Origin of the sequence: Janthinobacterium sp. 64 (assembly GCF_002813325.1) — a bacterium.
Lineage (GTDB): Bacteria > Pseudomonadota > Gammaproteobacteria > Burkholderiales > Burkholderiaceae_D > Janthinobacterium.
Window position 1 is genome coordinate 279,652 of record NZ_PHUG01000002.1, and the last position, 12,834, is coordinate 292,485.

Genomic DNA, 12,834 nt, shown 5'->3' on the forward strand with positions numbered 1-12,834 from the left:
GCCTTATGGTTGTCGATATCGATCCGGCATGGTTCATGGCCGTCTTCTACACAGCGCTGCGGATCGGTGTCGTGCTGGTGATGACGCCCATTTTCTCCAGCCTGACCGGCATGGTGACGGTGCGCGTGCTATTTACGCTGGCGTTGAGCGTGATGTTGGTGGCTGGTCTACATGTCCAGCCGTCCAATGCGCCACTGGCGATGGGACCGGTGGTGCTGGCTGCCATGGCCGAGGTGGCCAATGGTGCGACGTTGGCGTTTGGCGTCTTCGCTGCCTTCGGCGCATTTTCTCTGGCAGGCAAGATATTGGATATCCAGAGCGGCTTCGGTATCGGTAATGTGTATGACCCCGTGGCACGTACCAGCGCCCCCTTGTTTGCGAGCATGCTCAATCTGCTTGCTGTGGCTGTGTTTTTCGGCATGGATGGCCATCATGCACTGCTGCGCGGACTGGCCTTTTCTCTACAGGCCACTGCGCCAGGAGGCGGCTTTGCCGGTTTTGCGCTCGACGCCGTGATACGCCAGTTTGGTGTGATGTTTTCTCTGGGCGTGGCACTGATCATTCCAGTCATTTTTTGCTTGCTGCTGGCAGAGACAGCACTGGCAGTGGTCTCACGTGTGTTGCCGCAAATGAATGTATTCGTGGTTGGGGTCCCTGTGAAGATTTTTACCGGTGTGGCGGTGCTGGCCCTGACCGTTGGTTCGATGGGGCCGGCCATGGGGCGCGTCTATAGTTCGATTTTTACTTATTGGGAACAGGTGCTGACTTAAATGTCCAGTCAAGACGCGGATTTATCGGAACAGGCTACCCCACACAAGCTGGATGAGGCGCGCAAGAAGGGTTCTGTTCCACGTAGCAATGACCTGAATGCCCTGGCCATGCTGGCCGCGGTGGTGGTGACGATCTATGGCAGCGGCTGGGATGCGTGGCAACGCATTGGTTTGCTGCAGAAAAAAATTTTGGCCCATGGCAATCAAGCGGACTGGAGCGTTGATGGCATGGCTGCCTGGATCGGCCAGTTACTGACAGATATGCTGAGCATCATGGGGACGTTGTTCCTGACCTTGGCCGTCGTGGCGGTTTTGATCAATCTATTTCAGACTGGTCCGATATTCAGTTTTCATCCCCTGATTCCGGATTTGAACCGGCTCAACCCGGCGACTGGCCTGAAGCGCGTATTTTCCATGCGTACCCTGTTTGAGACGGCCAAGAGCCTGATCAAGCTGGCCATTCTTGGAACGGTAGCGTACTTCTTGGTGCGGGACACCATCCCGGGCCTGATAGGGTTGCCATCGCTCGATGCCAAGGCTTACTCGCGCATGCTGATCGCCTTGATTGGAACGTTGCTGGTCAAGCTGGTACTGACGCTGTTGTTCATTGGCTTGGTCGATTTTGGATTCACCCGCTGGGAATTTGCCAAGCGCATGCGCATGAGCAAACGCGATGTCAAGGACGAGTCGAAGAATCGCGAGGGAGATCCACGTATCCGTGCACGCATCCGCGAGTTACGTAAAGAAGTATTGAAACGTAGCAAGGGACTGGCGAACGTGCCGTCGGCCGATGTACTGATTACCAACCCAACCCGGCTGGCAGTGGCCTTACGTTATCAGCATGGAAAGTCCAGCGCACCACAGGTGGTGGCTAAGGGGGCTGGCGAGATGGCGCGACGTATGCGGGAGCTGGCGGGGCGCCATAATATTCCTGTAGTGCAAAATAAAATGTTGGCGCGGATATTGTTTCGAGATGTGGGCGAAGAAGGTTTTGTGCCTGAGAAACTATATCCGCAAATCGCCAAGATCATGATTTGGGTTTATACAATGCGCGATGCAAGGCGTGCTTCTGGAAAGGTAGTTTGATGTCGGCTCTACGTCGTATTTTTAGCAGCAACGCGGACCTGGTCATGGTGTTACTGGTAGTGGGCATATTGACGGTACTATTTGTGCCAATACCGTCGGCTGTGCTTGATTTCCTGATCCTCACCAACGTCAGTTTTGCTCTGCTGATCTTGTTGCTGACGTTCTATATCAGCCGGCCTGTGGAGTTTTCCACCTTCCCCTCGCTGCTGCTGATCGCCACGCTATTCCGCCTGTCGCTCAATGTCGCCGCGACGCGCTTGATCCTGTCCGATGCTGATGCGGGCCGCGTGATCGCTTCAATCGGCGCTTATGTCGTGGGCGGCAATTATGTGATCGGACTGATCGTTTTCCTGATTCTGGTAGTGGTGCAGTATGTCGTCGTGACGAATGGTGCGCAGCGCGTATCGGAAGTAGCAGCGCGCTTTACCCTTGACAGCATGCCTGGCCAGCAAATGAGTATCGATGCCGACCTGAACATGGGTTTCATCGATCAAGAGGAGGCCAAGCGGCGGCGCAAGACGCTGGAGAAGGAAACGGGGTTTTATGGGGCGATGGATGGCGCCAGTAAATTCGTCAAAGGAGACGCGATCGCTGGCATTGTCATCCTATTGATCAATATCATTGGCGGCTTGGTGATCGGTGTCATGCAGATGGGTATGCGCTGGGACCAGGCATTGCAAACCTTTACCTTATTGACAGTCGGCGACGGGATCGTGACGCAGGTGCCGGCGCTGGTAATCGCAGTTGGAACCGGCATTATTGTGACCCGCTCCGCTTCGGACGGAAATCTGAGTGCGGAAGTGCTGCGGCAGCTGACCTCCTTTCCGAAAACGTTGCTGGTGGTGGCCGCTGCCCTGTGCATTTTGATTTTTTTACCCGGCATTCCAGTACTGCCGGTGCTGTCGATTATTGCCGTGTTGCTGCTGGCCGCCGTCCTGGTGCACAAGCGTGGTCAAGGCGAAGCAGGCAAGGTTGATCTAGACAAGTCCGAGCATAAGGAGGCGGACGACCAGGATGCCTACGAGATGTTGAAAGTGGAGCCGATCGAAGTGTTGGTCGGTGCGAGTCTGTCACCGCTGGTCGATGGCGAGAAAACGGTTTTCATGGAGCGTATCGCGGCAATACGCAAGCAATATGCGCTGGAGTCGGGCATGGTGTTGCCGCGCGTGCGATTTCGCGCCGCTGCGCATTTATCGGCCAATGCGTATGAGCTGCAGGTATTCGGTGTGCCTGCCGGGCGTGGCGAGATCATGAGCGAGCGTACCTTGGCCATTCATTCGGGGGGAGAAGCGCGGCCGCTGAGGGGTATCGAAACGCGCGAGCCTACATATGGCCTGCCCGCAGTATGGATCGAGGATAGCGAGAAGGAATTTGCGCGCGTTTCCCGCTACACGCTGGTCGACGCCAGCACGGTGTTCATCACGCATTTGAGTGAGGTGCTGAAGCAGCAGTCAGCCATGTTGCTGACCCGCGCGGAAACCGAACGGCTGTTGCAACGTGTGCGGCAACAGCAGCCGGGCATGGTCGAAGAGCTGATTCCGACCGTCATGTCGGTTGGTGAGGTCCAGAAGGTTTTGCAAAATCTGCTCAGGGAGAAGGTTTCGATCCGCAATCTGGAAGGCATACTGGAAACCTTGATCGATATGGGCAAAAACAGCAAAGACCTGAGCTATCTAACCGAGCTGGTGCGTCAGAAGCTTGGATCGGCCATCTGTCAATCGCTGCTTGGTGACACCGCCGCACTCAATGTGCTGACATTGGATCCTACCATCGAGCAGAGCTTGATGCAAAGCGTGCGCGGCGCCGAATTGGGTAGCACACTGGTGGTGGAGCCCAAGTATGCGGAACAGCTGCTGACGCGTCTGGCAGCTCAGTCCGAACGCATGATGAAGGCGAACATGTTGCCGGTGTTGTTGTGCTCCCCCGATTTGCGGCGCCATGTCCGTGCCTTGTCCGAGCGGGTGATTCCGCATATGCGTGTCCTGTCGATGGCGGAGATCCCCAATACAGTGAATTTAAAGGCCTATGGTACTGTCAGTTTGTAAGAACGAGGCATGCCGTGCAAGTGCATAGGTGCGGATTGAATCGCCACGAGTTTACTGGTAATCCCCCCCACCAAATGATCGCGTTAAAAAAAGTAGAATTTTCCAAACTTAGATTTTTTGAAAGTTCTGCATGAAGACGTCCCGTTTTACCGATAGCCAGATTATCGCCTTCCTCAAGCAAGCCGAGGGCGGCTCACCAGTCCCTGAGCTGTGCCGCGAGCATGGCATCAGCAATGCCACGTTCTGCAAATGGCGCTCCAAGTTCGGCGGCATGGACGCCTCGCTGATGGCCCGCATGAAGGAACTGGAGGACGAAAACCGGCGCCTGAAGAAGATGTATGCCGAGGAGCGCTTGAAAGCCGAGATCGTCGCGGAGGCTCTGACAAAAAAATGGTAGCGCCATCTCAGCGGCGGGAGATGGCGCAATGGGCCGTGGCCCAGCGTTCAGCCACCATAGGACTGGCCTGTCAGGCATTTGGCATTAGCCAGACCTGCTATCGCTATCGCGCCAAGCTCGACGCGGAAAACGCTGTTGTGGCTGACTGGCTGGTACGCCTGACCAACAACCAGCGCAATTGGGGCTTCGGCCTGTGCTTCCTGTATTTGCGCAACGTGAAGGGTTTTAAATGGAACCACAAGCGTGTCTACCGGATCTATCGCGAGCTGGAACTGAACCTTCGAATCAAGCCACGCCATCGGCTGGTGCGGGAAAAGCCGCTGCCGCTGGCCGTACCTGCACAGATTAACGAGACCTGGTCGATTGACTTCATGCATGACCAACTGGCCGACGGCAGAAGCATCCGATTGTTCAACGTGATCGACGACTACAATCGTGAGGGGCTCGGCATCGAGGTTGATTTCTCATTGCCATCCGAACGCGTCATCCGGTCCCTCGACAGGATCATCGAATGGCGTGGCAAACCCTAGGTCATTCGCTGCGATAACGGCCCGGAGTACATCAGCACCGTGACGCTGGCCTGGGCCGCCAAGCGCGGCATTCGCATCGACTTCATCCAGCCTGGCCAGCCGCAGCAGAATGCTTATGTCGAGCGCTATAACCGCACGGTGCGCTACGATTGGTTGGCCCATCACCTGTTTGAAACGCTCGATGAGATCCAGGATTTTGCAACCCGCTGGCTGTGGACTTACAATCACGACCGGCCCAACATGGCACTTGGCGGCATCACACCAAAACAGAAACTTGCCTTGGCCGCTTAACCTCTACTTTTAGAGCGTTCTAAAAATGGGGGGGGTACCGGGGCGAACTAGCGCAACTTCCGTAGTCACGCTACCGGTTTATGCTTCTGAACGATGGCTGCAATTTCGGCATCGAGTTGTTGCTGCTCATTCCTCAATTTTAGTGCCGATTTTTGCTGTGCCTGATGCTGCGCCTTGGCGCCCACAGGATCAAATCTATCCCCAAAGTAGTTTGCCTGATTCTCTTCTGGGAAGTCCTCGAAATACTCTGACCAGTCACCCATCTCCGTTCTCCTCTAAGTTATATCGCCTGCCGGTGGGGCATGTGCGCCACCAAGGCGCATTTTTCCTCGTCTACCACACATTGTGTCCGGCCCTTACTCCATCCATGGCGCCAGCGGCCAGCAAGCGGGCGCCACCTGGGCGCGAATTCTTAAATGCGGATAAATCGTGCGCGCAGCATCACAAATCCTGGAGAATCCTTTGTTAAATTGAAGCTCTCGTGCGAATCCCGGCATATGCCACCCGAACCCCACAGTACCTCCCTCTGCGTGCCGAATTCGTCAATCGCGACCGTGCCGCGAAAACGGTCTACGGCATCACCTGGTCGAAAGTATTCCACGACTGCTAGCATGCCGCCTCGTGTCGATGTTTCGAGCGGTGGTTCGATCCTAATTTCTTTCATAATTTCCTCACTGGCCAACACAGTGCCGGCTATCTCGATGCACCAGGCCGCGTCGTGCGCGGCCGTGGGTGCTGCTGTGGGGCGATTTCCTTGATGTTATGGGTGGAAAGCTGCAGCAACGATCAGGCAGCTAATTACCCATCCTGCGAACGAGAATTCCGGTGATACAAATCCAGCGGAAGAGGCCCAAAGCACCGAATTAAATACCAACCCGATCACCCACTCAGGCGCCATGCCACGAATCATTGCTTTCCATGATTCTGCACGACGTCGGCGTATTGCTGGATCACTAGCCATACGTGCCTGATGCTCGTCCAAAGTTTTGAAAAGTGGATCGCTGCACGCAGCGGAATTTACTTTTTGGAGTACGGCCTTCGTAATCTTATAGGTCATGGACATTCCTTTGGCGCCAGCGGCCGGCCAGCATACGGGCGCCCCTGGGCGCGTTTTCCTAGACCTTCGTGGCAGGAAGACGGTCGTACTTCACTGCACCGTTTGAAAGCAGCGTGAACACAATATCGGATTGGATAAAAATGTTCGCTGTCACGCCGTTGTAAATCGAATCGCACAACCAAGCTGCCATTGCTGCATTAGCAGCATGCATCTCGATTTCAGTCGTCGGTTTTTTCGCTTTTGCGGCCGCGATCAGCTCTTCGGCGAAGAAGGGAACCGCACCTTCAGTCCAAACCCGTCCGCGCTTCCGCGCCTCGGCTTCTCTCGACTCGGCCATAATCGTCAAGCGCAACGCGTCGACTTCCGTCTCTCCTACCAACTTAGTTTGCATGGTCTCATCCATACGATAGACACTTATCAACATACTATTCCCTATTGTTCATCAAGTACTTCAAGCGCCTGTTCGCCAGCAAGCGTTGGCATCAATTCAAATTGCGACTCCCAGAGGTTCCCGCTATCGCGTACAAACAGAAAACCAGCGGTCTCCAGATCCTTCGCGGTTTTAGAGAGCTGCTTGCGCTTTACACCAGTCGCTTCGACCGCTTCGGCCAGAAGCTTGCGAGCAGGCGATCCGAGCCTCACAAGAATTACTGCCGATTCCCGTGCTTGCTCCATCGACTCATGGGCGATCAGCATCATCTGGGTATTCCTTAGTATCTATCAACTTCGACTCCACCACGTCGGGCCTTTTTGCGTGCCCCCAGTACAACAATGCCATTCGAAGCCGCGGTCCATCCTAGACACATCAAGCCGGTCGTGACCACAGCCTCAGAGGCGTCAAGTTTCCATATCGCCGTCACCAGCCCCATTACGGCGCTGATCACCAGCATTCCAACGCCTGATTGTGCAGCTACTGCACCCGCCCCGGCTTTGTACCAGGCTTCGCGCTCACGGATGAACTGGGGATCCATATCAGTCATCATTCAGCTCCAGTGTACTTTTACAATCAACCCGACGATAGCAATTGCGCTTCCCACCAACCACTTCCATTCTTTAGCGCAGAACTTTGCACAGGATCGTATCAGACGTGCTGACCAATGCGCCGGCTGATAAGGTTCACCTAAGTAGTCATAAAATGAGGTGGGCTTTTCATCTCCCCACCATTTTCGGAACCTGTTCATCCTTCTCCTATTCTGCCTTGAGTGCAGCTTGGAGCAGCTTGTGCATGTCGGATTCAGCGATGCTCAGCTTCAACCGGCGAGCTTCCGCCAACGCTGCCTTTACCATTACCAACGTGACGTTGTATTGCACTTCGGTTTCCCCGCCCGCACCAACTTCCAGCTGCACAATTCCTAAATCAAACTTCATCTATTCCTCTTTACTCATACCATTGAGTGCTTGCAAGGTTTGTTGAAACTGCTCGCCGTCAAGCCGGCCAGCAATTCGTTCCTGAACGACATGTGCGATGTTCTGACCGGCGATGTCAGCCGGAGCTTGAGTATTACGCCAGCGCTCACCAGCATCCCAACGGTTGACGTGCTTTTCACACTCGCTGCATACGCCGGAGGCGACCTCATAATCTACTCTAAGCCACCAACAGCCATTTTCGCATGCGTGATGATCCTGGCAACCGCAGCCGATGCAGTAGGCGACGCCAGGTGCAAGCTTGTAGTTCATGGCCACTTTTCCTTAGCCCCGAGCGCGATTGATCGCAGCGTTCGCAAGATCCTCCACATTGGCTTGGCTATCCTCGGACAATGCGATCATGCGACCGTCAAGCTCGTGGACGTGGAAGGTCTTACCAGTCGCCGAATCCACGACCTCCGCCTTACCATGAACCCGCAGCTGAACCTTGAGCCTCATATGGCCATTTTCGATTTCGAAACTGCCATCCGATTTGCGTCTTGCTGTGATCATTTCTTTTCCCTTTTATTAGTTGCCAAGCCAAACGCGGTTGGCGTCGGCCCAGTGACGAATCAACTTACGGCCCTGTTTGAACCAGTTCGCTGCCTCACCGTGTTTTCCGAGACATGCTGGCTGTCGGCCAGATTCGGGGTGCTGGTCGGCACCAAGTCACTGTACGCCGGTATCATTTTCTTAGCTGCCGACTTCGAGATCTTCATCCTAGTCCTTGCAACCCAGTGGCGTTAAAGGCGTTTATCGTCCCGCCAAGATTTCATAGGTAAATGTTACTGAAGCTGGGGTGTAGGTCGCGTTATTGATCTCATACTGAACTGCGTCTATTGTGAGAACACACAGCGCTCCAGCCTCATTCATCAGTACGACTTTTTGTCCGACAACTGGCGTCACAGCTCGCCCGGGCCTCAAAAACGTTCCAATGGCGGCGATATCGAAGTCGGGGCTGGTGATGAGTCCGACTGCCTTCAAACCGCCGTCGACAAGTACATAAACTGAATCGCTGCTACAACTGTCGACCACGACGTTAAATTTATATTCCCCATACCCCACGGAGTAGTGTGGGTGGTCGTTGTGCTGGAACGTTACCCGACCTCCGAGCGCCGGATTTGCATAATTCGCCGGATCGCGCATGGCATCGATCCGTTCAAGCCGTGCCCTCCGTTCAAGTACGACAGCTGGCGACAGCGCATGTTGCTTGTCCGCGGGAAGTTTCTCAATCCAACGCCAGAGATCATCGAGTTGTTCGATTCCAGTAAACTGATCAAAGTCTGGCCTTGAATTGAAGTCGAATCCCTTCGGCCGTTTGTCAGCCAGCCATGCAGGCAACCTATGGTGCGCGTTGTCTACGAAGAGAACAGAAAGCCAAGACTCGGGCATATCGGTAAGTACTTCTCGAATCCAGCGGTTCTCGATCGCTACTCCTGAGATAGGGCGGTTATCTGCGCGTTCAACGTAATTTTCGTCAACAATCATCAGTACCCGATCAGCTGCTGCTAATTCACGCATGAAGTTGCTCAAGCTGGAACCGTAATCCACGGCTGAATCGATTTGCACAGTGTAGCCGAGCAATCGTAATTGAATCGCCAGGAGCCTTACCCATGCACGGTGCGCGTCGTGCGTCCAGGCGTACGAAATAAAGACACTAGTTTTCACGTTTTTCCTTTCGATCAATCGAATGCGCTAAACAATAGCGACATTCCACCAAGAAATGCCGCAACACCACTCCAGATCGACGCGACCTTATTCAACCGGGATGCCTCCACGATCTCAGCATTCATAGCGTGCATACTAATGGGAGCAGATGGCCTTCCTGTTTGTTTATCGACACTAGGAAGAGAAGACCTAGATGCTTTGTACCAGTACAGCGATGCCGCGAATGCTGAAATTGCCGCGCAAATATTGATTGCTACGAATAATTGTTTCACCACTGATTATTCCTCGCCGGCTTCCGGCCGGACTGTCGGGCGCCACCAGGGCGCGTTTTCCGGTGGGTTATAGTCCGTGTGCTTTTACCAGCGCTTGGCCGACTTCCTGCAAGCGCTTGTTCGCCTGATCCCAGGCGCCAAAAAGCTGGTCCCAACGCTCTTGCGAAACCACGATACCATTTTTAGGAATAGCTGCCATCTGGTCCACAATTTCTTGCACGCTCTTTGCGAACGCCTCTCGCAGATTCCAAAGGTGGTCAACATCGACCACGCTCACCACGGCCGCGCCGTGCGCTTGCAGCGCAGCGTGCAGCGCGTCGGCGGCGACAGCATAGCCGAGGTGGAACGGCTGCCCCGAATCACCTGGTGTGATCGTCTGCACATGCGCATGCTTGGCGTTCAACTGGTCCACCAGCGCATTCACGATCTGCTCGAATTTTTCCTGGGTCAATTTCATGGCTTTTCCTCGTTGGCCAGCACGGCGCTGGCCTTCTCAATGCAAGAGGCCGCATCAAGTGCGGCCGCAAGTGCTGCTGGGCGTTTTCCGGTTTTGTTAGTGTACGCGGGTGAACATCTTCCAGTCGGGGGCCAGTCCACGAGCGATCTTAGGAACCGCTGAAACGGCAGAGACGAAAAATCCGCCGATGATGGCACTACTCAGTTTAAGACCAAGCAACGCCGGCGGCAGGGGAATGCTATCGAGCGGTGACGCAACCTTGACCAGCAGCGGGTAAGCATGTACTGCCATGAACGTCATAGCGACGGCGACCATCAAGCAGTTGATGATGTGCCAGATTTCCGGCGTGTGGAAGCGTTTCGTCTTCATTTCTTTTCCTTGAATTTAAGACCTACCCAGGAGCCGCGAGAATATCGACTGTTTGGTCTTGCTCCGAACCTCAAACTGCTCCTCGTCAGTGCGTATGTGATGATCCTGCATGGTTCGATACTCCATCGGCCAGGTATTAGCCATTACTCTATCAAATCGGGGATCAGCGCCGCAGTACTGCACCAATAACGAAAAAAGACTTGGCGTAATCGCGATTGCAGCTTTTGCAGGGGCACTAAAAACCAAAGTATCGTGGACCGCCGCCAATCCTTCGAACAGCGCTCGAATACCCTGCTCGGATACCGGAGTCAGCGCAAGTGGCGATTCATTACAGTGACCATTGATTTCCACCAAGTTCGTCATGGATATATTCCTTCAATTCGGGATCGGATCGTTCGGCAACCACATCAGCGCACCATCACGCTGATCGCCAGCAATGGTAGTCCAGCTTTTGCCTTCCTCATCGACTGCGATGCAGCCTGGTTGCCAATGCTCAGGGTTGCGAAGCTGATTCACCCAGCTTTGAACTTCGCCATCCAGCAACACAACGACGCCACCACGGCCGATATAGCCCCACTGTTCACGCCAGCGCCGCGCTGCGGCCATGTTGTCGATCATCGTTGTCACAGATCTTTTCCTCGGTAAGCGCAGGTTATCGGTCCAGAGCCGTGATCGACTGGTCGAATTTGCCAATCAATACCATTATCGTTACGGCAATTGTGCCGACGAACATTCCGACAACGGCGATCCCAGCAACTAAGTTCGTCGGTGGCACATTCATCGATTCGATAAGCCAGCGGTTAAACCAAATCACCGCCGCAGTGCCAACCATCCCGAAGGTGAATAGGGCGGCAGCGTATTTCAACCGACTGACAAAAGAAACGCTAGTGTTGTTTAGGTTAGCCATCGTATTCTTCCTCAATCGGCATCCGGCCGGATCGGGGCGCCGAGCCGACGCCAAGTTTTTTCCTTAGTTATTGCGTGGACCACGAGGTACCGTGCTCGCCGCAATTTCTTTCGAGTCCTGCCATCGCTTCATCGGCCGTGTGTCGCTTGGCCTTATAATCGTTGATGACGACTTGGACGTAAGCTCGGCAGTTCTTTGGCAGCCCAGTGTTGCCGTACTCCGGCTTTGCGTTCGGATCGCAGGCCGTGATCAACACCAGCACAGAGGGCACAAGGCCATAGAGATAATAAGCACGCATCCGTTTCCTATTTTGGCTCTTTTATCTTACGGATAGCTTCCTCAACGGCAGCGGTTCCAACCCGTGCCGCTTTCTCGGCGATATCTGGAAAAACCCTTATCTGCAATCTCGCGCTACGGCGTTTTTCAGGTGCAATCGGTGGACGACCGGGCTTTTTTGGAACAAATTCCATAATTAATAATGTACTCCATAAATTTGGGAGAGTAGAGCAATTTTTGTACTCCATAAAATTATGGTAGCACGTCTATGAAAGCCTGCCGCAGCTTTTTGTTATCTACCTCAAGATATGGATCAACGTGGTCCAGATCGGCATGCCCCAGCAAGAGCTGAAGCGTTTCCAGTGAATGTCCCTGTCCTAGTAACCGGGATGCCATCGTGCGCCGGCCAGAATGACTGCTGCCTCCATTAATGCCCGCGTCCCGGTACAACTTAGTCACATGGGCTTGCAAGGCGTCACAGGCTGCGTAATCGACTTGCTCGCCCGCTTGGTTGATCCGGCGCTTTCGATTCATACTGTATTTGAAGCCCTTGAAGGTTAGCACCAAAGCGCTATCGGGCCGTAGGCCGCGATAACGCAGGGGGTCGTCACTCATGCGCCAACGCCGTTCTAACCGGTAGGTTAGGTAGGATTCCAACGCCTTGATGAGCGCCCGGTTCGTGGGATAGATGCAGCGCTGGCGGCATCCCTTCGTGATAGCTGCCCGAAGTGATACTTCTTGCCGAATCGCCCCGGATGGAAACAGCACATCCTGAACTTCAATTTGTGCGATTTCGCTCACCCTCATACCGCACATGATCCCTAACAACAGGACGAGAGTATCGCGTTCGGGATCGCGACTGATGGCTGCTGTGACGCGGAGTAAGTGCCGGTACTGGCCCGGACGTAAGACAGTGGCTTGTGCCATATTGATCCTCTGAATAGGTGTCGAAACGTGCTGCATTCAGAGTGAGAACCGTTGAGGCTCTTTTTCTAGTGTACCACCGCATGTTTCCTCATGTCCGAGGAAAAGCTGGGACAACTGATCGAGCACCTCTAATCGTAACTGAAAGACCTCTAGACCAACGAGGCTTAGGCGGCACGCGAGTTGCTGGCGGCCAACCAGATGGCGTGCAACATGTCGGTGCATCGTCCATTACCAGTGCGTCTGCCGCTCGTGCTGGCTCGGTACTGCACTTCCCCCGAGAGCCAGGCTACACAAGGAGGGCCATCTTATTGAAACAGAACGCGATAAAAGCGGCACAGAAGTGTCTTTATCCGTTACGATATCAATATTTAACGCGTC

General features: G+C 54.3%; 17 protein-coding genes and 1 pseudogene. 5 read left to right on the forward strand and 13 right to left on the reverse strand.

Annotated elements, in window-relative coordinates; translation table 11 throughout:
* Positions 1-5: 5 nt before the first annotated feature.
* The 4 genes and pseudogenes from CLU91_RS27565 to CLU91_RS27580 all read left to right on the forward strand — a co-directional run bounded on the left by CLU91_RS27565 (position 6) and on the right by CLU91_RS27580 (position 5,119).
* Positions 6-770 carry a flagellar biosynthetic protein FliR gene (locus tag CLU91_RS27565; RefSeq protein WP_100877105.1) on the forward strand — a complete coding sequence of 255 codons (765 nt, stop codon included), beginning with the start codon at positions 6-8 and terminating at the stop codon, positions 768-770.
* A complete protein-coding gene (locus CLU91_RS27570; protein WP_100877106.1) occupies positions 771-1,856 on the forward strand; it encodes an EscU/YscU/HrcU family type III secretion system export apparatus switch protein in 1,086 nt (361 codons plus the stop codon). It abuts the gene before it with no gap.
* Positions 1,856-3,901 (forward strand): flagellar biosynthesis protein FlhA, encoded by a 2,046-nt coding sequence (gene flhA / locus CLU91_RS27575; protein WP_100877107.1) that lies wholly within the window; start codon positions 1,856-1,858, stop codon positions 3,899-3,901. Before CLU91_RS27570 ends, flhA begins: the two co-directional genes overlap by 1 nt.
* Before the next feature lie 130 nt (positions 3,902-4,031).
* Positions 4,032-5,119: pseudogene (locus CLU91_RS27580) on the forward strand (IS3 family transposase).
* Positions 5,120-5,184: 65 nt separating this feature from the next.
* Here the strand turns inward: CLU91_RS27580 and CLU91_RS27585 are convergent.
* From CLU91_RS27585 to CLU91_RS27605, 6 genes are all read right to left on the reverse strand, one after another.
* The gene (locus tag CLU91_RS27585; RefSeq protein ID WP_100877108.1) at positions 5,185-5,382 is read right to left on the reverse strand and encodes a hypothetical protein; all 198 of its coding nucleotides are present in this window, start codon (positions 5,380-5,382) and stop codon (positions 5,185-5,187) included.
* A 497-nt stretch (positions 5,383-5,879) separates the two neighbouring features.
* On the reverse strand, positions 5,880-6,176 hold the full coding sequence (locus CLU91_RS28145; RefSeq protein ID WP_157814873.1) for a hypothetical protein: 297 nt from the start codon (positions 6,174-6,176) through the stop codon (positions 5,880-5,882).
* Positions 6,177-6,234: 58 nt separating this feature from the next.
* A complete protein-coding gene (locus CLU91_RS27590) occupies positions 6,235-6,567 on the reverse strand; it encodes a hypothetical protein (protein ID WP_157814874.1) in 333 nt (110 codons plus the stop codon).
* 41 nt (positions 6,568-6,608) lie between these two features.
* Entirely contained in the window at positions 6,609-6,875 is a 267-nt protein-coding gene (locus CLU91_RS27595) for a hypothetical protein (RefSeq protein ID WP_100877110.1), read from the reverse strand.
* Positions 6,876-6,886: 11 nt separating this feature from the next.
* The gene (locus CLU91_RS27600) at positions 6,887-7,159 is read right to left on the reverse strand and encodes a hypothetical protein (RefSeq protein WP_100877111.1); all 273 of its coding nucleotides are present in this window, start codon (positions 7,157-7,159) and stop codon (positions 6,887-6,889) included.
* A gap of 205 nt (positions 7,160-7,364) precedes the next feature.
* Positions 7,365-7,544, reverse strand: a complete 180-nt coding sequence (locus CLU91_RS27605; RefSeq protein ID WP_100877112.1) for a hypothetical protein — start codon at positions 7,542-7,544, stop codon at positions 7,365-7,367.
* A 42-nt stretch (positions 7,545-7,586) separates the two neighbouring features.
* Between CLU91_RS27605 and CLU91_RS28150 the strand changes: the two genes are divergently transcribed.
* On the forward strand, positions 7,587-8,327 hold the full coding sequence (locus CLU91_RS28150) for a hypothetical protein (RefSeq protein WP_157814875.1): 741 nt from the start codon (positions 7,587-7,589) through the stop codon (positions 8,325-8,327).
* Positions 8,328-8,333: 6 nt separating this feature from the next.
* Here the strand turns inward: CLU91_RS28150 and CLU91_RS27620 are convergent, their stop codons facing one another.
* From CLU91_RS27620 to CLU91_RS27655, 7 genes are all read right to left on the reverse strand, one after another.
* Positions 8,334-9,248: a toll/interleukin-1 receptor domain-containing protein gene (locus tag CLU91_RS27620; RefSeq protein WP_100877132.1), complete on the reverse strand. Its 915-nt coding sequence runs from the start codon at positions 9,246-9,248 to the stop codon at positions 8,334-8,336.
* 339 nt (positions 9,249-9,587) lie between these two features.
* A complete protein-coding gene (locus CLU91_RS27625; protein ID WP_100877115.1) occupies positions 9,588-9,977 on the reverse strand; it encodes a hypothetical protein in 390 nt (129 codons plus the stop codon).
* A gap of 96 nt (positions 9,978-10,073) precedes the next feature.
* The gene (locus CLU91_RS27630) at positions 10,074-10,346 is read right to left on the reverse strand and encodes a hypothetical protein (protein ID WP_100877116.1); all 273 of its coding nucleotides are present in this window, start codon (positions 10,344-10,346) and stop codon (positions 10,074-10,076) included.
* Positions 10,347-10,361: 15 nt separating this feature from the next.
* The gene (locus CLU91_RS27635; RefSeq protein ID WP_100877117.1) at positions 10,362-10,709 is read right to left on the reverse strand and encodes a hypothetical protein; all 348 of its coding nucleotides are present in this window, start codon (positions 10,707-10,709) and stop codon (positions 10,362-10,364) included.
* 12 nt (positions 10,710-10,721) lie between these two features.
* Complete coding sequence (locus CLU91_RS27640) at positions 10,722-10,964, reverse strand: hypothetical protein (protein ID WP_076572340.1); 243 nt, start codon at positions 10,962-10,964, stop codon at positions 10,722-10,724.
* 34 nt (positions 10,965-10,998) lie between these two features.
* On the reverse strand, positions 10,999-11,253 hold the full coding sequence (locus CLU91_RS27645) for a hypothetical protein (RefSeq protein ID WP_100877118.1): 255 nt from the start codon (positions 11,251-11,253) through the stop codon (positions 10,999-11,001).
* Between the two features lie 528 nt (positions 11,254-11,781).
* Positions 11,782-12,456 (reverse strand): tyrosine-type recombinase/integrase, encoded by a 675-nt coding sequence (locus CLU91_RS27655; RefSeq protein WP_100877133.1) that lies wholly within the window; start codon positions 12,454-12,456, stop codon positions 11,782-11,784.
* Positions 12,457-12,834: the final 378 nt, after the last annotated feature.

Bases quoted from the DNA above. Each gene is read 5' to 3' on its own strand.
- CLU91_RS27565 (WP_100877105.1), top strand. From the start codon at position 6: ATGGTTGTCGATATCGATCCGGCATGGTTCATGGCCGTCTTCTACACA.
- CLU91_RS27570 (WP_100877106.1), top strand. From the start codon at position 771: ATGTCCAGTCAAGACGCGGATTTATCGGAACAGGCTACCCCACACAAG.
- flhA (WP_100877107.1), top strand. From the start codon at position 1,856: ATGTCGGCTCTACGTCGTATTTTTAGCAGCAACGCGGACCTGGTCATG.
- CLU91_RS27585 (WP_100877108.1), bottom strand. From the start codon at position 5,382: ATGGGTGACTGGTCAGAGTATTTCGAGGACTTCCCAGAAGAGAATCAG.
- CLU91_RS28145 (WP_157814873.1), bottom strand. From the start codon at position 6,176: ATGACCTATAAGATTACGAAGGCCGTACTCCAAAAAGTAAATTCCGCT.
- CLU91_RS27590 (WP_157814874.1), bottom strand. From the start codon at position 6,567: ATGCAAACTAAGTTGGTAGGAGAGACGGAAGTCGACGCGTTGCGCTTG.
- CLU91_RS27595 (WP_100877110.1), bottom strand. From the start codon at position 6,875: ATGATGCTGATCGCCCATGAGTCGATGGAGCAAGCACGGGAATCGGCA.
- CLU91_RS27600 (WP_100877111.1), bottom strand. From the start codon at position 7,159: ATGATGACTGATATGGATCCCCAGTTCATCCGTGAGCGCGAAGCCTGG.
- CLU91_RS27605 (WP_100877112.1), bottom strand. From the start codon at position 7,544: ATGAAGTTTGATTTAGGAATTGTGCAGCTGGAAGTTGGTGCGGGCGGG.
- CLU91_RS27625 (WP_100877115.1), bottom strand. From the start codon at position 9,977: ATGAAATTGACCCAGGAAAAATTCGAGCAGATCGTGAATGCGCTGGTG.
- CLU91_RS27630 (WP_100877116.1), bottom strand. From the start codon at position 10,346: ATGAAGACGAAACGCTTCCACACGCCGGAAATCTGGCACATCATCAAC.
- CLU91_RS27635 (WP_100877117.1), bottom strand. From the start codon at position 10,709: ATGACGAACTTGGTGGAAATCAATGGTCACTGTAATGAATCGCCACTT.
- CLU91_RS27640 (WP_076572340.1), bottom strand. From the start codon at position 10,964: ATGATCGACAACATGGCCGCAGCGCGGCGCTGGCGTGAACAGTGGGGC.
- CLU91_RS27645 (WP_100877118.1), bottom strand. From the start codon at position 11,253: ATGGCTAACCTAAACAACACTAGCGTTTCTTTTGTCAGTCGGTTGAAA.
- CLU91_RS27655 (WP_100877133.1), bottom strand. From the start codon at position 12,456: ATGGCACAAGCCACTGTCTTACGTCCGGGCCAGTACCGGCACTTACTC.